A 17,764-nucleotide genomic window follows, 5' to 3' on the forward strand; every position below is an offset into this window, starting at 1 on the left:
ACGTAAAGAAGGGAATTAACGGTAGTTCACAATCACCTGATTGCTCTGAACCTGCAAGGCAGGGATCAGGCGACCACCACCAGGCACTTCCCAGACGAAGTGCATGGGTTCAATCGCAGGGACACTATTAAAGCCATTGGTGGTCCCGCTTTGCCCATCCAGTTCGACACAACGGGACTGAGAGCATAAGCGCACACGTAATCCCGCAGGCGTAGGCCCATTTAATTCATAGCGCCATGCGACCAGCGTCATCAAGCCTGAAACGGGCTGGCTGGGAACCAAAGGCGAAGATGAAGCCGACTCCCCACGATAATTTAAGGTAATCCCCATGCCGCTTGCCTGCCATGTCCCTTCCCCGGCAGCCTGTACAGCCAGCGGGAAAAGCAACAACCAAAGAAATTTACCCATTATTTACCTCCAATGGTCGCGGTCATACGGATATGACGGTTATCGGAAAGCTCCATATTCGACAACACCACCAACTGCGGAATACTGCGACGTAAAAAACGCGCAAGGAGAGGTCGCAGCGCATGATTCACCAGCAATACTGGCGGCGCACCCAACATTTCCTGACGAGACAGTGCTTCTTGCGTCTGTGCCAGCAACCGGTCTGCCAGACCAGGTTCAAGGCCCCCACCGCCCTGTAACGCTTGTAACAACAGGCGCTCAAGCGGTGTATCGAGTCCGATAACCTGAACTTCCTCGTTACCCGGGAACCACTGTTGAGTAATCGCCCGTCCAAGCGCCACACGCACCACTGCAGTAAGTTCATGCGGATCATTCTGTAACGGGGCATGTTCCGCCAACGTTTCAAGAATGGTGCGCATATCACGAATAGGGACTTTTTCATCCAACAGGTTCTGCAGCACTTTGTGCAGTGTGGTCAGTGTGACCACACCCGGCACCAGATCTTCTGTCAGTTTTGGCATCTCTTGTGAAACACGATCCAACAGCTGTTGCGCCTCCTGGCGACCAAATAGCTCTGCGGCAAACTGGCCAATCAGATGGTTCAGGTGTGTGGCAACCACTGTACTGGCTTCAACAACGGTGAAGCCCTGAATTTGCGCCTGCTCTTTTAGCGCACTTTCAATCCAAATAGCATCCAGTCCAAAGGCAGGATCAACCGTTTTCTCCCCTGGCAGCGATCCGGCCGCGGTACCCGGGTTGATAGCCAACCAGCGCCCAGGGTAAGCATCACCACTACCAATCTCAACCCCTTTCATCAGAATACGATAGCGGGCAGGTTGCAGATCCATATTGTCGCGAATGTGTACCACTGGCGGCAGGAACCCCATATCCTGGGCAAATTTCTTACGAATGCTGCGAATACGCCCCAGCAATTCGCCGTCCTGTTGGAAGTCCACCATCGGAATCAGGCGATACCCAACCTCCATTCCCAGCGTGTCTTCCAGCTGTACATCACTCCACGTCGCTTCTACCACCGAGTTGTTTTCCGGCATTTTCACCGGCTGAGCTTCTTCTGGTGCTTTTTGCTCGCGTCCGCGCATCCACCAGGCAAGCCCCAGTAATGCCGCGGTAAACATCAGAAACACCAGGTTTGGCATTCCCGGTACCAGTCCCAGTAAACCGAGGACCGCCGCACTAAGCAGCATGACGCTTGGGTTGCTGAACAACTGGGTAACCATCTGTTCACCCACGTCCTGATCGGTACTCACGCGGGTTACGATAACCCCCGCCGCCGTTGAGATAACCAGCGCAGGGATCTGTGCTACCAGCCCGTCACCGATGGTCAGCAGGGTATAGCTTTCTGCCGCGCTGCCCATGCTCATACCGTGCTGCAACACCCCAACCAGCAAGCCGCCAACCACGTTGATGACCATAATCAGAATACCGGCGATGGCATCCCCACGAACAAATTTACTCGCACCGTCCATGGAGCCGTAAAAATCGGCTTCCTGTGTCACTTCAGAACGGCGTTTTTTGGCTTCATCTTCCCCAATCAATCCCGCATTCAGATCGGCGTCAATCGCCATCTGCTTACCCGGCATCCCGTCCAGCACGAAACGCGCACCCACTTCAGCGATACGTCCCGCACCTTTGGTGATAACCATAAAGTTAATGATGACGAGAATGACGAAGACCACGATACCGATGGCAAAGTTACCGCCGACCAGGAAGTGACCAAAGGCTTCCACCACCTTACCTGCCGCCGCTGCACCTGTATGTCCTTCCATCAATATGATACGCGTAGACGCGACGTTCAGTGCCAGGCGCAACAAGGTGGTGAACAGCAGAATCGTTGGGAATGCGGCGAATTCAAGCGTGCGCTGGGTGAACATCGCCACCAACAGCACCATGATCGACAGTGCAATGTTAAAGGTGAACAGTAAATCGAGGATGAAGGCCGGAAGCGGCAGCACCATCATCGACAGGATCAGCAGAATGAGGATCGGCCCGGCAAGAATTTGCCATTGCGTGGATTTCAGGTTGCCGGGCAGACGCAGCATCGCGACCAGATTAGCCATCAGTATTCTTCTCGTTCATAAAATCCAGTGCTTCAGGCACCGGAAGGTTTCCAGGTTGTGGTGGCGGCGTGCCGCCAGCCAGACGCCAGCGTTTTAGCTGCCATACCCATGCCAACACTTCGGCAACGGCGGCATACAATTGGCCAGGTATTTGCTGACCGATCTCAGCATGGCGATATAACGCACGAGCCAGAGGCGGAGCTTCTAACGTTGGGACACGGTGCTCCGCGCCAATCTCTCGAATACGCAATGCCACCAGTCCGGCCCCTTTAGCCACAACTTTTGGCGCGCTCATTTTGTTTTCGTCGTACTGCAAGGCAACCGAATAGTGCGTAGGGTTGGTCACAATAACATCCGCCTTCGGCACATCTGCCATCATGCGGCGCTGTGCGGCCGCACGCTGCATCTGGCGAATTTTGCCCTTAACGTGCGGATCACCTTCGCTTTGTTTAAATTCGTCACGGATATCCTGACGCGACATCCGCAGTTTTTTTACGTGGCTATAAATCTGGAAAAAGACGTCAAACCCCACCATCGGAATGACGCCAAGCACCACCAGCAATGCGCACATACCGACTAAATCCAGTGCATTACCCATCGCCGTAATCGGGGATTCGGCCATCAGGCGCATCATCTCTGGCCAGTTATGCCAGAGATAGAATCCCGCCACGCTACCCACCAATGTGGATTTCAATATGGCTTTAAGCAGCTCCGCCCCGGTTTGCGCCGAGAACATACGCTTAATACCCGGTAACGGATTCAGCTTTGAGAATTTGGGTTGCAGCGATTTACCACTGAAGATCAAGCCGCCAAGCATCACCGGGGAGATCAATGCCACCAGCACAACCCCGGTAATCAGCGGCAACAACGCAATCATGGCGTCTTTAATCAACAGAATGATTTGGCTCAGGATCAGGTTAGGGTCATTGACCATACTGTGGTCAAAGCGTAATCCAGTTGACAGCATGCCTGCCAACCTACGGGCGAGCGACTCCCCACCAATCCAGATAATGCACACGCCCACCAGCAAAATAAGCAGTGAGGTTAGCTCCTTGGATCGGGGTATCTGCCCTTCTTCCCGTGCTTTTTCAAGTCGGTGGGGTGTGGGGGCTTCTGTTTTGTCGTCGTCGCTTTCTTCTGCCACGCATCAGACCCTGGATAGAGATATAGGCGTGAATGATGCCAGAACAGCCATACAACAATGGGGAGAGTAAGCGGTAAAAAAGACGGGATTTATGGCTTTAACGCCAATTGCCGATGAATAACATGTAAGCCGGATGAGAAGTTTCCTCCCGCATCCGGCAAATACACATCAGAAACCGAGGCTATCCAGCAGGTCGTCAACCTGATCCTGGCTTGCCACTACGCCGGCTTTTGAAGTGTCAACCTGCGGACCATTCAGCAAACTTTCGTTCTCGCGTTTTGGTCGGGCGCCCTGCTCCGGAATGTTTTCCAGCAGCACCATCAGCAGTTGACGTTCAATCTCCTGGATAACATCCATCATGCGCTTGATAACCTGACCGGTGAGATCCTGGAAATCCTGCGCCATCATGATGTCCAGCAATTGGGCATTGGTAAAGCTGGTATGACCGGGGACATCACCAAGAAACTGGCGGGTATCAGTGACCAGTTCACGGGCATCGGACAGTTCAATCGGATTTTCGAACCATTCATCCCAGCGTTTGGTCAGGTCTTTTGCCCCTTTTTCCATGGCATCCTGGTGTGGCTGTGAAGCTTCTACGCTGTTCAGCGCGCGCTCTGCCGCCTGTGCAGTCATTTGTACAACGTAGTCCAGGCGATCGCGCGCGTCGGGAATGGCTTCCGCCGCTTCGGCAATGGCCTGATCCAGCCCCAGTTCACGCAGGCTGTCGCGCAGCATTCGGGTTAAACTACCGATGCGCGCAATGATGTCCCCTGCTGAGTGTTCGTCAACAGGTTTAATTTGTGGTTGCATCATCATCACATCCTCACATGCCCAGTTTCTCAAAGATCTTATTGAGTTTTTCTTCCAGCGTCGCCGCGGTGAACGGTTTTACAACATAACCACTGGCACCCGCTTGTGCTGCCGCGATAATGTTTTCTTTCTTCGCTTCTGCCGTCACCATCAGCACTGGCAGAGCAGACATGCTGCCATCAGCACGAATGGTTTTCAGCAGTTCAAGACCGTCCATGTTAGGCATGTTCCAGTCGGAAATAACAAACCCGAATCCCCCTGCCTGCAGTTTGTTCAACGCGTCAACACCATCTTCAGCTTCTTCAACGTTGTTGAACCCCAGTTCCTTCAGCAGGTTACGCACAATGCGACGCATGGTGGAAAAGTCATCCACAACCAAAAACCTAAGCTCTTTATCCGCCATAAAAATAAACTCCTGATTCAAATACGTATTGCCTGTCCGGCACTGATTTTCGCCAGCATTTGCTGGCTTACCTGGCTAAGATCGACCACTTCGCTTACGCCACCCATATTGATGGCCTCGCGCGGCATGCCGAACACCACACAACTTGCTTCGTTTTGCGCAATGGTCCAGGCACCAGCCTGGTTCATCGCTAACATTCCGGCGGCCCCATCGTTGCCCATACCGGTCAGGATCACCCCGACGGCATTGCGCCCCGCGTGTTTCGCCACCGAATGAAACAGCACATCCACTGAAGGCCGATGCCGGTTAACCGGCGGACCATCATGAATTTTGATCTGGTAGTTCGCCCCGCTACGCGCCAGTTCCATATGCTTGTCGCCAGGGGCGATATACGCATGCCCTGGAAGCACGCGCTCTCCGTCTTCTGCCTCTTTCACGGTTATCTGACACAGTTTGTTCAGACGTTCGGCGAACGAACGGGTAAATCCTGGCGGCATATGCTGGGTAATAAGAATACCGGGACTTGAAAGCGGCAATGGCTGGAGTACATGACGAATTGCCTCTGTTCCTCCGGTTGATGCGCCGATGACCAGCAGTTTTTCCGAACTGAGTAACGGCCCCGCCTTCAAGGTCGCTGGCGCTGCCGTGGGTTTGTGGGCGGCCAGTTTTGCGCGCGATGCAGTGCGGATTTTCTCCGCAATCATCTCGCTATACGCCAGCATTCCTTCGCGGATCCCCAGTTGAGGTTTGGTAACAAAGTCAATCGCCCCCAGTTCCAGGGCCCGCAGCGTGACCTCAGAACCTTTGCCAGTCAGTGAAGAGACCATCACCACGGGCATCGGACGCAGACGCATCAGTTTTTCAAGAAAATCGAGGCCGTCCATGCGCGGCATTTCAACATCCAGCGTCAGAACGTCGGGATTAAATTTTTTGATGAGATCCCGCGCAACCAAAGGATCAGGCGCTGTCGCAACCATCTCCATATCGCTGTGGCTGTTAATAATCTCGGTCATGATTTGACGCATCAATGCAGAATCATCAACCGACAATACCCTGATTTTACTCATGCTTTATCCTTACCTAGCGCATACACCGTCTGCCCGCGCAGGCTAAACTCGCGCACGAGGTTGCTAAAGTTTTCTGAATGACCGGCAAACAGCAGTCCGTCAGGTTTAAGGAGTGGAACAAAACGGTGCAAAATGTCCTGCTGAGTCGTTTTGTCAAAATAGATCATGACGTTACGACAGAATATGGCGTCGAACGGGCCTGGCACGTTGTATTTTTTGTCCAGTAAGTTCACGCTGGAAAATTCAACATGGCTTGCCAGTTCTTGCCGTACACGTACCAGCCCTTCATGAGGTCCAGTACCGCGCATGAAATAGCGTTGCAGCTGCTGTGGCGACAACGTTTTTAGCTCGTCAAGGCGGTAAATACCGCTTCTTGCCTTTTCCAACACCTCAGTATCAATGTCGCTCGCAAAAACACGCCAGCGACCCGGTGCCATACCCAGGGTATCGGCCAACGTAATTGCAATACTGTAAGGTTCTTCTCCGGTAGACGCTGCCGCGCTCCAGACGCGATATTCACCGCTGCGTCGACGGGCGTGGTCAGACAGCACCGGAAAGTGATGCCCTTCGCGAAAAAAAGCGGTCAGGTTGGTGGTCAGGGAGTTAATAAAAGCCTGCCACTCAGCACTGTTCTGGTTGGCTTCCAGCATGCTGAGATAGCGACCAAAATCATCCAGTCCCAAGGTACGCAACCGGCGAACCAGGCGGTTATAGACCATGTCCCGCTTGTGGTCGGCCAGCACGATCCCCGCGCGCTGATAGATTAATTGACATATCCGACGAAAATGCGCGTCAGACAGCGCGAGGCGCTGTGTCATCTGTAACAATAATGACGTTTGCCCGGAGGGCAGAGATGATGTCATAGCGCCTTCTCAATCACATTCAGGATACAACGGGCACAACCTGCGGTTGCGCCAATTCTTGTTGTGTTACGGTTTGCTCTTCAAGCTTAAAAAATGCGACACAGGCGGAAAGATTATCTGCCTGGGTAGCTAACTGCTCAGTGGCGGCTGCCGCTTCTTCCACCAGCCCGGCGTTCTGCTGTGTGACAGAATCCATCTGGCTGACGGCTTGCGCCACCTGCTCAATGCCTCTGCGTTGTTCATCGGAGGCCGAGGCAATCTCCCCCATGATGTCGTTAACCCGGGTAACCGAGCTAACAATCTCTGTCATCGTGCGCGCCGCCATATCCACCAGTTGCGATCCCTGATGAACGCGGGTGACGGACTCTTCGATCAGCCCTTTAATTTCTTTCGCGGCCTGCGCGCTACGGCTTGCCAGATTGCGGACCTCTCCCGCGACTACGGCGAAACCGCGCCCCTGTTCACCGGCACGGGCCGCTTCTACCGCGGCGTTTAACGCCAGGATGTTGGTCTGGAAGGCAATGCTGTCAATCACACTGGTGATGTCACCTATCTTCTGCGAGCTGGCAGAAATCTCATGCATAGTGCTGGCAACCTTAGCCGTCTGTTCCCCTCCTTTATGCGCAGTATCGGCCGCACTTTTGGCAATACCTGAAGCTTGTCGCGCGTTATCCGCATTTTGCCCCACGGTGGCGGTAAGCTGTTCCATACTGGCTGCCGTTTGCGCCAGCGATGCCGCCTGCTGTTCAGTTCGCGAGGACAGATCGTTATTACCCATCGCGATTTCCGAGATCCCGGTATGCATTGCCGAGCTCCCCTGGCGTACCTCACTGACAGTCTCACGCAGTGCCTGTTGCATCGCTTTCAGGCTGGCAAAAATGGCTGAAATCTCATTACGGCCATATACCGCTATCGGTCGCGCCAGATTACCGGCCGCAATGCTGTCGAAATGGCTACCGATGATAGCCAGTGGCTGTACAATCATTTTTCGCGACCAGTACAGCGCTGCAGTCGTTAACAGTGCCGCCAGTACCAGCATGGTGGCGAAAATCACCCCGGACATATGGTAACTACGCTGGCTGTGGTCCTCTGCTTTTTGCAATACCTGGTTGATGTTGTTCTGCCACGCCGTAAAGTTTGCATCAAAGGCATCCTGTGAAGCCTGTACCGGCGCGGTCAAAAAATCCGACAACTGGTTATTTTCCAGCCAGGTTGCCTGGTGAACCAGATCGCTATGCCATTGACTGAAACTTTTCGCGGTTGCGCTTTGCAGCGCCTTCCCCTCTTCTGCCGTCTCTGTCGTCGCCATAAAGCGTTTAAACATCGATTCGGACTGGGCCAGGCTGTCCTGTGCAATCACCATCAGCGCTTTGATATCCTCTGGCGGATAGCTCAAAGCCGTCAGCGTTCCTGCTTTATTAAGGGCAGTACTGGCCTGTAATAACACAGCACGGGTTTGCGCCAGCGCAGCGCGTTGCTGATTACTCTGTTCGACCTGGTTCAGGTTCTGAAAACCATCCCTAAATGCCCAGAAGGACAAGCCATTACTGCCAATCTGCAAAACACCACAGAGAATTAAAATCAAAAACAGCGTGGTCGAAATTCGAATACGATTAAACATCAACGCTCCCATCAGGCGGCGCAGGCCGCGGTTTAGCTGTCAGTCAAAATGTTTCCCAATGCGTATCTTGTTCGGTAGCGAGCTGGCGCGGTTGTGACGCCGGAGTCGATGTTGCAGGTAGTCGTGTTTCCCGCGTCTTTGATGATGCAGGACGCGTCGCGAGGCGGAATGTCGATACCGACTGGGTCAGGCGACTGGCCTGCTCCTCGAGTGCGGCAGCGGCAGCGGCCGACTCCTGCACCAGTGAGGCGTTCTGTTGCGTAACCCGATCCATTTCAGACACAGCGAGCGCAACCTGATCTATTCCTCGACTTTGTTCATCGGATGCTGAGGCGATTTCACCCATGATGTCGGTCACACGCGTGACCGCATTAACGATGTCATGCATGGTTTCCCCGGCGCTTTCTACCAATACAGAACCGGTATCAACCCGCGATACAGAATCTTCAATTAGCGCTTTAATCTCTTTTGCTGCCTGCGCACTGCGGCTTGCCAGGTTTCGCACTTCACCAGCAACGACGGCAAAACCACGGCCTTGTTCACCGGCACGCGCAGCTTCTACCGCCGCATTCAGCGCAAGAATGTTTGTCTGGAATGCAATGCCATCAATAACGCTAATGATGTCGGCAATTTTCTTCGAACTATCGGCGATTTCGTGCATGGTATTCACCACGCTATCAACCACTTTGCCGCCATGTTGTGCGGTATCGGAGGCACTTTTCGCCAGTTGCGAGGCCTGACGCGCATTGTCCGCATTTTGCTTCACGGTAGCCGTCAACTGTTCCATGCTGGCTGCTGTTTCTTCCAGCGCGGAAGCCTGTTGTTCGGTACGGGATGAAAGATCGGTGTTACCGCTGGCAATTTCACTGGTACCGGAATAAATCGCATCCGAACCTTCGCGCACCAGGGTTACTGTTTCGGTCAGCGAACGCTGCATATGATCGACCGTGCTGGCCAGTTCGCCAATTTCATTACGACCGCTTACAGCCAGAGTTGCGGTTAAGTTACCGCTGGCAATTTCACGGATATGCGCAATGACGCGGGACAAAGGGTTCAGCAAGGCATGACGGATGCCATACCACACCACCACCAGAATCAGTACCAGCACGACAGCCAGAATGCCGAGTTGCCATTGGGCAAAATGGTAATCGCTTGCGCTTTGATCGAAGGCCTGGCGGTAGAGTTTCTCGCTAACATCGGCATATTTACCTAACGCTTCACCGAGGGCGTTTTGCATGCCCTGAGTTGGTTGTGCAAAATATGCATCCATGTTGCCGTTTTCAAGGAACTGGACGAGCTCCACCAGGGCTGCATGGTACTGCTGATATTTTTCATCGACGTTGCCGCTGGCATCCGTCATATCAGGCAACGGCGTGATTTTTTTGAAATTAGCGTAATGCTTTTCGGCTTGCGCCAGCGACGTTTTCGCATTCTTAAGCAGATCGTTCTTCGCGCTGCTCTGCTGGTTGGACGCATCCATCATCATGCGCGCAGAGGAACGACTCAAATTGATGCGTGTTTGCAGCATCAGGTCCCATGTCGAGGTGAGTTCACTTTGCTGCTGTCGTAGATCGTTAGAAATAACAAAACTTTGCTGATTCTGCTGCAATGAAGAAAACAACAGACCACCGGAAACAAGCTGTAGCAGTGCGAAAACCCCCAGCACCATCATCAGCATTGTGACAACGCGGATACGGTTAAACATAAGGCACCTTCCTGAAAACGAGTTATCAACATTATCGGCATTCACTGAGATAACTTTACGTTTGCAAAAAGGAAATCCAGCAGGAAAGCAAGGCCCGGCGGGAGAAGGGAAAAACTGAGGAATAGAAACCACAACTCATTTACATAAAAACATCATAATTATCATGCAAATAACATTTTAAACCGCCCTGTTTGACCACTATTTGTATTCCCCCCCTCCCTTTTCGTGTGATACCGATCACATAACCATCCGCCGAATACCACAACAAAACGGATAAAAAATTAAAAAAAGTTGTATCTGCCTGGGCTTTAATTCAATTTATATGATGAATACTTCGTTACCACTTAATAAGTATAAAAAATGAGTAACTGATTAATAAATGTTAAATCCTTACTGAGGGCTTTTTAGTGGCAAATGCAAACAAACTCACGCTCTTTATCGTGATCTTCATGCTGGCGGGGATCCTGTCGGGTGCGGTGATCCACACCTATGCCTCCCCCGGCGTCGTTACCGCCTGGGCTGATAATATTACGCTGCTCACCGACATCTTTTTGCGGCTGATAAAAATGGTCATCGCACCGTTAGTCTTCAGCACTCTGACCGTCGGAATCATGCGTCTGGGAGAAACCTCCACCATCGGGCGCGTTGGCGGCAAAGCGATGATCTGGTTTATCAGCTCGTCCGTGCTGTCTATTTTGGTTGGCCTGTTTGTTGTCTCACTTGAACAACCCGGGAGCGGGCTGAACCTGGCCATTCCACTGGAAGCTACTGACACCGGACTCGCCGTCGGTGGTATGAGCCTGAAAGGTTTTCTGTCTCATACCATTCCTACCAGTATTGCCGAAGCGATGGCGAATAATGAGATCCTACAAATTGTCGTGTTCTCAATGTTCTTCGGTATTGGTGGGGCATCGTTGGGAGAGAAATTTAACGCGCCGCTGGTCGCCGCACTGGATGTGGTTTCACACATTATGTTGAAAGTGACGGGCTATGTTATGTACGTCGCGCCGCTGGCAATTTTCGCCGCTATCTCTTCCGTTATCTCCACGCAGGGCCTGGGTATTCTGCTCAACTACGCGTCATTTATTGGCGGCTACTACGTCGCTATTCTGCTGACCTGCCTGGTCCTGTTGGCAGTGGGCTATCTGGTGCTGAAGAAAGAGGTGTTCCGCCTGGTCAGTATGCTCAAAGATCCGGTGTTGGTCGCCTTCACTACCAGCAGTTCGGAAGCGGCCTACCCTAAAACGCTGGAGCAATTAACCAAATTTGGCTGCTCACGTAACATCGTGTCGTTCGTACTGCCGATTGGCTATTCATTCAACCTGGTCGGTTCGATGGTGTACTGCTCGTTCGCCTCCATGTTTATCGCACAGGCTTATAACATCCACCTTTCCTTCGCGGAAATTACCGTGCTGATGCTGACATTGATGCTGGCGTCAAAAGGGATTGCTGGCGTACCGCGTTCAGCGCTGGTGGTGCTGGCGGCCACCATTCCAAGCTTTAATATTCCTGTTGCAGGGATCCTGTTACTGATGGGCATCGACCATTTCCTTGATATGGGGCGCTCAGCGATTAACGTATTGGGTAACGGAATTGCGACAGCGATGCTGGCGCAGAAGGAAGGGTTACTGGAAGCTGAACCTGAGCTGATTGAACGAGAAGCGTAAGGGGGAAGTCTGCCGTACGCGCTACGCTTATCCGGCCTGCAACAATAATCGTTGTAGGCCGGATTCGGTATGGCGATTACGCGACGTGACTGGCAGCAATATCTAACAGCGCCATTTCTTCGCTGTTCAGCAGTTTCTCAATATTCACCAGAATCAGCATCCGGTCACCCAACGCCCCCAGCCCGGTCAGATATTCCGTAGACAAGGTAACAGCAAATTCAGGCGCAGGACGGATTTGATCCGTCGTCAGCGACAGCACGTCGGATACACCATCAACAACGATTCCCACCACACGCTGACCCAGATTCAGGACAATCACGACGGTGTTTTCGTTGTAATCCACATCGCTCTGGCTGAACTTCACACGCAGATCAACGATCGGCACAATCACGCCGCGCAGGTTTGTCACACCTTTAATAAAGGCTGGCGTATTGGCAATACGCGTAACCTGATCGTAGCCGCGGATTTCCTGCACTTTCAGGATATCGATACCGTACTCTTCATCCCCCAACGTAAACACGAGGAATTCCTGACCTGACGGTTCGCCGGCCAGTTTAGTTACATTACTCATACCGGTCATATTCTTCCCTTTCTTACTCAATCAGGCGGCTGTGATTGCCACACGTTGTTCGCGGTTTAACCCCTGCAATGCAGAGACATCGACAATCAGCGCGACGCTACCGTCGCCGAGGATCGTTGCTGCGGAAATGCCTGGCACTTTGCGGTAGTTGCTTTCCAGGTTTTTTACCACTACCTGATGTTGACCAATTAACTGATCGACCAGCAACGCGTAGCGACGCCCTGCACTTTGTAAAATCACTACAATACCCTGAGTTGCTTCAGTTTTTGCACCTTCAACCTCAAAGACTTTCCACAACTCAACCAGCGGTAAATACTCACCACGCACTTCCAGAACACGCTCTCCCCCGGCCAGCGGATGGAGATCTTCTTCCCGAGGTTGCAGAGACTCCATTACCGCATTCAGCGGCAGGATAAACACTTCATCGGCTACACGAACAGACATACCATCAAGGATAGCCAGCGTCAGCGGCAACAAAATACGGATGGTTGTGCCCTGGCCCTGTTTCGACTGGATCTCAACGTGCCCGCCCATCTCCTGGATATTTCGCTTCACCACGTCCATACCGACACCACGCCCGGAAACATCCGTTACCTGCTCGGCGGTTGAGAATCCCGGGGCGAAGATCAGCATGCCGACTTCGTCATCGCTCATGTTTTCGTGGATTGGCATCCCCTGGGAAATCGCTTTCGCCAGGATACGTTCGCGGTTCAGGCCAGCGCCATCGTCGGTCACTTCGATACAAATATTCCCGCCCTGGTGTTCGGCAGAGAGTGTCAGATTACCAATCGGACTTTTCCCGGATTCGATGCGTTTTTCCGGCAGTTCAATGCCGTGATCGAGACTGTTACGCACCAGGTGCGTCAACGGATCGATAATACGTTCGATCAGACTCTTATCCAGTTCGGTGGAGCTACCGACCTGGGTCAGTTCAACCTGTTTACCCAATTTACCCGCCAGATCGCGCACCAGGCGCGGGAAGCGGCTAAAAACATATTCCATCGGCATCATACGAATTGACATCACCGATTCCTGCAGATCGCGGGCGTTACGTTGTAACTGCCCCATGCTGGTGATGAGATCGCCATGATTTACCGGATCCAGTTCGTTCGAACGCTGAGCCAGCATTGACTGTGTGATGACCAGTTCACCCACCAGGTTAATCAGCTGATCGACCTTCTCAACCGCCACGCGGATACTGGTCGATTCACTGGCCCGCGCAGGTTTCTCACGCTCTGCTCGTCCATGCGGTGCTTCGTTGGCGGTCGCTTTGACCACCGGCGCAGGTGCTGGTGCAGCAACCGGCAGTGGCTGTGGTTCGACGACATCAGCAACAGCTGGCGTTTCTGCAGTAGTCGGCGCAGCAGTGATGGTTTCGAACTCGATCTGATCCGCTTCAATGACGAAGCAGAGCACAGCAATAATGTCATCTTCGGCGAGGTTACCGTCGATCGTAGCCGACAGCGTGTCAGCACCTTTGATCACATCGCTCAAGGTCGCCAGATTCCCCAGTTCCTCTTCCAGTAAATCGACTTCACTGGCTTTAAGGCGCGAGAGAATGATCCGCTTCTTGACCTCTTCAGCGGCAGGGGCGGCTTGTGCAACCACCTCGTCTTGTATCGCCGTGCTATCAACAACGCTCAATTTGGCGCTATTGACCACCGCGGGCGCGGTTTCACCTTTTGCTTCGAGCGCTAACTGTCGTAACGCATTACAAATGTACTCAAAGCTGGCGGCATCCGGCTCCTCTGAGTTTTTATAGGCGTCGAGCTGTTCCTGCATAATATCTTTCGTTTCCAAAAACAGGTTGATAATGTCGGCATTGAGCTGCATCTCGCCACGCCGCGCTTCATCCAGCAGGTTTTCCATCAGATGGGTCGTTTCCTGCAAAATGGTAAAGCCGAAAGTGCCCGCCCCGCCTTTAATCGAGTGCGCTGCACGAAAAATGGCATTCAGCTGTTCGGAGTCCGGGGCTTCAGGCACCAGATCCAGCAGGTGTTGCTCCATGTCAGCCAACAGTTCGTCAGCTTCATCAAAAAATGTCTGATAAAAATCGCTAATATCCATGCTCACGCTATCACCTCGGATTGGCTGGTGGCGATGTGGGAACGCTTGCCGGCGGCACCGCCGCGGGCTGTTGTAAGACACTTACCGGCTCATTCTGGCTTTCAGCGTTTTCATGCAAAATGGCCTCTTCGGCCTGCTTATTCAGAACCAGCAGGCTTATACGGCGGTTGATGGCGTCCTCGGGACCGCGATCGCTCAGACGCATCGTGGCGGCCATACCTACCACCCGTAATACTTTTCCATCATCCAGTCCACCGCTGACCAACTCGCGACGCGATGCATTGGCGCGATCGGCTGACAGTTCCCAGTTGCTATATCCCTTCTCACCGTTGGCATAGGGATAATCATCTGTATGACCAGAAAGACTGATACGGTTTGGGATCCCGTTCAGTACGGGCGCAATCGCCCGCAAAATATCACGCATGTAAGGTTCAACCTCTGCGCTTCCGGTTTTAAACATCGGGCGGTTCTGACTGTCGATAATCTGTATCCGCAGCCCTTCCTGGACTAAATCAATTTTCAGATGTGGGCGCAGTGCGCGTAGCTTAGGGTCGGATTCAATCAGCTGATCGAGATCGCCACGTAGCTTGCTCAGGCGGCTTTGCTCCATACGCTTTCTCAGGTCATCAATGTTGGGCTGCTTGTTTACTTCCCCCTGCTGCTGGGTGTAATCATCACCCCCACCGGGAATTGGGCTTTGGCTGTTCGAGATCCGATTTCCCCCCGTCACCGCAGTAGCCAGCGGTGTACGGAAATATTCGGCAATTTGAATCAGTTCTTTAGGGCTGGAGATGGAAATAAGCCACATCACCAGAAAGAAGGCCATCATCGCGGTCATAAAATCGGCGTAGGCAATTTTCCACGAACCATGCGCCCCACCACCGTGATTTTTATGTTTACGTCGCTTTACGACGATAATGGGATGGGCCTGATTTTTCATGCGTCCTCGGTCGTCTGCTGCGCTGCTGGATTTCTCACTGCACGAACATGCTCTTCCAGTTCGATAAACGAAGGACGCTCGCTGGAATACAACGTCTTACGACCAAACTCAACCGCAATCGGTGGCGCGTAGCCATTCAGATTGGAGAGCAGAGTGATCTTCACACACTGCATCATCTTGGTTGTTTCAGCGCTTTTCTGTCGCAGGACGCTGGCGAGTGGGGAAATAAATCCATAGGCCAGTAAAATACCGAGGAATGTCCCTACCATGGCATGTGCAATCAGAGCACCCAGTTCAGCCGCCGGACGATCGGCAGAAGCCAGTGCATGCACAACCCCCATCACCGCAGCCACGATCCCGAACGCTGGCAATGAGTCACCGACCATTGCAAGACTGTTAGCCGGAACTTCGGCCTCACTTTCATGCGTCTCAATCTCTTCGTCCATCAGCGCTTCAATTTCAAACGTATTCATGTTGCCGCTGATAATCAGACGCAGGTAATCGACAATAAAATCAAGCATCACTGCATCCGCAAGAATACGCGGATAGCTGGCGAAAATTTCACTCTCTTTTGGATTTTCGATATCGCGTTCAAGCGAGAACATGCCTTGCTGACGTGACTTAGCCATCAGGCGGTAGAGTAACGCCAGCAGGTCCATATACATGGCTTTGGTATATTTCGAACGCCGAAAAAGCAACGGGATCGCTTTCATCGTCCCTTTGATGGCTTTACCGTTGTTGCCAACAATGAATGCCCCGATACCTGCGCCACCGATGATCACCAGCTCAGCCGGTTGATAGAGTGCCCCAAGGTGTCCGCCGGTCATCATGTAACCGCCGAAAACTGTACCAATAACAACCAGGTAACCTAATAAGATAAGCACGACATCATCCTTTCGCAATTGACTATGACAGGATGCGCAGTCGGGCAGTTAACTCATGGTCAGGACAAAAAAAAGCAGCGGTAATCGCTTACCGCTGCTGGAGTGTTTATCCACACCGTATCAGTTAAACAGCCTGTTCGATCTGTTCATCCAGCAGTTGTGGAATAATATCGGCAGCATTCTGGGAAAGTTTACGTCTTTTTACGGCTCGCGATGGCGGCTGACATAAACTGCAGGCAAAGCTGCCTGCGGGTTGGTGCGCGTGGGTAATAAAATTTCCGCCGCAGCAGTTACAGGCGGACAATTCAAGCAAACCACTGTCAACAAAACGGACAAGGGTCCACGCACGAGTAAGCGCCAACAATGGCCCTTCTTCTGGCTGCGGGCACTGCTCAAGATATAACCGATACGCCTTAATCACAGCATCCACGCCGCTACACAAACCGGTTTTAAGCAGAAATTGCCATGCATTACAAAACATCGATGCATGAATATTTTGTTCCCACGTCATAAACCAGTCGGTGGAAAACGGAAGCATCCCTTTTGGCGGAGGACTACCGCGTAATTCTTTGTACAGCTTGATGAGTCGGCCACGGCTTAATTGCGTTTCGCTTTCCAGCATTTGCAAACGGGCGCCCAATGTGATTAATTCCATCGCTAACTGGATATCACGCGCTTCCTGAACAATGCTTTTTTCGCTCATCATCAAGCCCTTTTCTTACGCGCTGCGTCATCAATGTCGTTAAGCAGGCGTGTTGAAAGCATGATACCGGTATGAATTTGCTGAAGATCGTCAACGCGGGAATCTTGCGTCAAACGCGTTACAGTCTGATGATCGTCGAAACGGAAATGGCATACCAGTTGATTGGTTTCAGCCAATTTGACCATTTGAGGAAGTGTTAATGTTGCCAATGTATCCGCCATCTCTTCGCTGATACCCAAGCGGAACATTGCAGATGCTTTGTCCTGAACGATCAAACGCTGTGCAAGCAATAAATACGACAAATTGATGTCATAAATGTGTTTCAGCAACTCGGATGTATGCATTATTTGCATCCATAATAACCAACATTATTTTCATGCGGCAGAACCGCACCCCGTGATGTCGCCGGGAAGGCCCGGTAAAAAAAAGCAAAAGGTCAAATACATAGCAACGTGATGGCACTTACGCGTTGTCTAAACATTCCTTTCTTAGAATGCCGCGTCCCTTACAAGCTCACATCATTTCTTACAAATGTCTAAGATTTTTCCTAATTCGACGCAACTCTACCCGCCACCCGTTACACATACAACGTAGCCATGCTGCGAATTTAAAGAATATGTGACGTAGATCACATAATCAAGCTAAACACTTAACATAAATCCATCAGCCCAGCTTTTACTTTGGCTATTTTTTAAACCATCGTTATCTCATTCAATTCCAGCCATACGAATAATCTTGCAATAAAAGCGAATAGTATTCTGTTCACGCACGTTAATATCACGCACTGAAATAGCGAGCTGGATCACAGATTTAATATGAAATAC

Annotated in this window: 16 protein-coding genes; 1 reads left to right on the plus strand and 15 read right to left on the minus strand. The window is 52.0% G+C overall.

All coding sequences use genetic code 11. The features are described 5' to 3' along the window. Positions 1 to 15: 15 nt before the first annotated feature. The 9 genes from flhE to tar form a co-directional block, all read right to left on the minus strand. Positions 16 to 408, minus strand: a complete 393-nt coding sequence (gene flhE, locus NNO02_RS08145; protein WP_271454552.1) for a flagellar protein FlhE — start codon at positions 406 to 408, stop codon at positions 16 to 18. Continuing rightward, positions 408 to 2,486 (minus strand): flagellar biosynthesis protein FlhA, encoded by a 2,079-nt coding sequence (gene flhA / locus NNO02_RS08150; RefSeq protein WP_048211356.1) that lies wholly within the window; start codon positions 2,484 to 2,486, stop codon positions 408 to 410. The genes flhE and flhA overlap by 1 nt, the downstream gene beginning before the upstream one ends. After that, positions 2,479 to 3,630, minus strand: a complete 1,152-nt coding sequence (gene flhB / locus NNO02_RS08155; protein ID WP_271441778.1) for a flagellar biosynthesis protein FlhB — start codon at positions 3,628 to 3,630, stop codon at positions 2,479 to 2,481. Before flhB ends, flhA begins: the two co-directional genes overlap by 8 nt. Positions 3,631 to 3,798: 168 nt before the next feature. After that, positions 3,799 to 4,443, minus strand: coding sequence for a protein phosphatase CheZ (gene cheZ / locus NNO02_RS08160; protein WP_040232409.1), 645 nt, complete (start codon positions 4,441 to 4,443; stop codon positions 3,799 to 3,801). Between the two features lie 10 nt (positions 4,444 to 4,453). Next, positions 4,454 to 4,843 (minus strand): chemotaxis response regulator CheY, encoded by a 390-nt coding sequence (cheY, locus tag NNO02_RS08165; RefSeq protein WP_005127682.1) that lies wholly within the window; start codon positions 4,841 to 4,843, stop codon positions 4,454 to 4,456. A gap of 17 nt (positions 4,844 to 4,860) precedes the next feature. Continuing rightward, positions 4,861 to 5,910, minus strand: a complete 1,050-nt coding sequence (locus NNO02_RS08170; RefSeq protein ID WP_005127683.1) for a protein-glutamate methylesterase/protein-glutamine glutaminase — start codon at positions 5,908 to 5,910, stop codon at positions 4,861 to 4,863. Next, positions 5,907 to 6,773, minus strand: a complete 867-nt coding sequence (cheR, locus tag NNO02_RS08175) for a protein-glutamate O-methyltransferase CheR (protein WP_271441777.1) — start codon at positions 6,771 to 6,773, stop codon at positions 5,907 to 5,909. The genes NNO02_RS08170 and cheR overlap by 4 nt, the downstream gene beginning before the upstream one ends. A 19-nt stretch (positions 6,774 to 6,792) precedes the next feature. Further along, a complete protein-coding gene (gene tap / locus NNO02_RS08180) occupies positions 6,793 to 8,394 on the minus strand; it encodes a methyl-accepting chemotaxis protein IV (protein ID WP_271454553.1) in 1,602 nt (533 codons plus the stop codon). Positions 8,395 to 8,437: 43 nt separating this feature from the next. Further along, positions 8,438 to 10,099: a methyl-accepting chemotaxis protein II gene (tar, locus tag NNO02_RS08185; RefSeq protein ID WP_271454554.1), complete on the minus strand. Its 1,662-nt coding sequence runs from the start codon at positions 10,097 to 10,099 to the stop codon at positions 8,438 to 8,440. Between the two features lie 407 nt (positions 10,100 to 10,506). Here tar and NNO02_RS08190 point away from each other — a divergent pair, with 407 nt between their 5' ends. Beyond that, positions 10,507 to 11,766: a dicarboxylate/amino acid:cation symporter gene (locus NNO02_RS08190; RefSeq protein WP_271442789.1), complete on the plus strand. Its 1,260-nt coding sequence runs from the start codon at positions 10,507 to 10,509 to the stop codon at positions 11,764 to 11,766. 76 nt (positions 11,767 to 11,842) lie between these two features. Here the strand turns inward: NNO02_RS08190 and cheW are convergent, their stop codons facing one another. The 6 genes from cheW to flhD all read right to left on the minus strand — a co-directional run bounded on the left by cheW (position 11,843) and on the right by flhD (position 17,284). Beyond that, positions 11,843 to 12,346, minus strand: coding sequence for a chemotaxis protein CheW (gene cheW, locus NNO02_RS08195; RefSeq protein WP_003034638.1), 504 nt, complete (start codon positions 12,344 to 12,346; stop codon positions 11,843 to 11,845). Positions 12,347 to 12,367: 21 nt separating this feature from the next. Then, the gene (cheA, locus tag NNO02_RS08200; protein ID WP_271454555.1) at positions 12,368 to 14,413 is read right to left on the minus strand and encodes a chemotaxis protein CheA; all 2,046 of its coding nucleotides are present in this window, start codon (positions 14,411 to 14,413) and stop codon (positions 12,368 to 12,370) included. A 10-nt stretch (positions 14,414 to 14,423) separates the two neighbouring features. Then, positions 14,424 to 15,353 carry a flagellar motor protein MotB gene (motB, locus tag NNO02_RS08205; RefSeq protein WP_271442788.1) on the minus strand — a complete coding sequence of 310 codons (930 nt, stop codon included), beginning with the start codon at positions 15,351 to 15,353 and terminating at the stop codon, positions 14,424 to 14,426. Further along, positions 15,350 to 16,237 (minus strand): flagellar motor stator protein MotA, encoded by an 888-nt coding sequence (motA, locus tag NNO02_RS08210; RefSeq protein ID WP_005127691.1) that lies wholly within the window; start codon positions 16,235 to 16,237, stop codon positions 15,350 to 15,352. Before motA ends, motB begins: the two co-directional genes overlap by 4 nt. 124 nt (positions 16,238 to 16,361) lie before the next feature. Next, complete coding sequence (gene flhC, locus NNO02_RS08215; RefSeq protein WP_005127694.1) at positions 16,362 to 16,940, minus strand: flagellar transcriptional regulator FlhC; 579 nt, start codon at positions 16,938 to 16,940, stop codon at positions 16,362 to 16,364. A 2-nt stretch (positions 16,941 to 16,942) separates the two neighbouring features. Next, positions 16,943 to 17,284: a flagellar transcriptional regulator FlhD gene (gene flhD / locus NNO02_RS08220; RefSeq protein ID WP_040232414.1), complete on the minus strand. Its 342-nt coding sequence runs from the start codon at positions 17,282 to 17,284 to the stop codon at positions 16,943 to 16,945. Positions 17,285 to 17,764: the final 480 nt, after the last annotated feature.

The organism is Citrobacter sp. Awk 2 (assembly GCF_028069815.1).
Lineage (GTDB): Bacteria > Pseudomonadota > Gammaproteobacteria > Enterobacterales > Enterobacteriaceae > Citrobacter.

Bases quoted from the DNA above. Each gene is read 5' to 3' on its own strand.
- flhE (WP_271454552.1), bottom strand. From the start codon at position 408: ATGGGTAAATTTCTTTGGTTGTTGCTTTTCCCGCTGGCTGTACAGGCT.
- flhA (WP_048211356.1), bottom strand. From the start codon at position 2,486: ATGGCTAATCTGGTCGCGATGCTGCGTCTGCCCGGCAACCTGAAATCC.
- cheZ (WP_040232409.1), bottom strand. From the start codon at position 4,443: ATGATGCAACCACAAATTAAACCTGTTGACGAACACTCAGCAGGGGAC.
- cheY (WP_005127682.1), bottom strand. From the start codon at position 4,843: ATGGCGGATAAAGAGCTTAGGTTTTTGGTTGTGGATGACTTTTCCACC.
- NNO02_RS08170 (WP_005127683.1), bottom strand. From the start codon at position 5,910: ATGAGTAAAATCAGGGTATTGTCGGTTGATGATTCTGCATTGATGCGT.
- cheR (WP_271441777.1), bottom strand. From the start codon at position 6,773: ATGACATCATCTCTGCCCTCCGGGCAAACGTCATTATTGTTACAGATG.
- tap (WP_271454553.1), bottom strand. From the start codon at position 8,394: ATGTTTAATCGTATTCGAATTTCGACCACGCTGTTTTTGATTTTAATT.
- tar (WP_271454554.1), bottom strand. From the start codon at position 10,099: ATGTTTAACCGTATCCGCGTTGTCACAATGCTGATGATGGTGCTGGGG.
- cheW (WP_003034638.1), bottom strand. From the start codon at position 12,346: ATGACCGGTATGAGTAATGTAACTAAACTGGCCGGCGAACCGTCAGGT.
- cheA (WP_271454555.1), bottom strand. From the start codon at position 14,413: ATGGATATTAGCGATTTTTATCAGACATTTTTTGATGAAGCTGACGAA.
- motB (WP_271442788.1), bottom strand. From the start codon at position 15,353: ATGAAAAATCAGGCCCATCCCATTATCGTCGTAAAGCGACGTAAACAT.
- flhC (WP_005127694.1), bottom strand. From the start codon at position 16,940: ATGAGCGAAAAAAGCATTGTTCAGGAAGCGCGTGATATCCAGTTAGCG.
- flhD (WP_040232414.1), bottom strand. From the start codon at position 17,284: ATGCATACATCCGAGTTGCTGAAACACATTTATGACATCAATTTGTCG.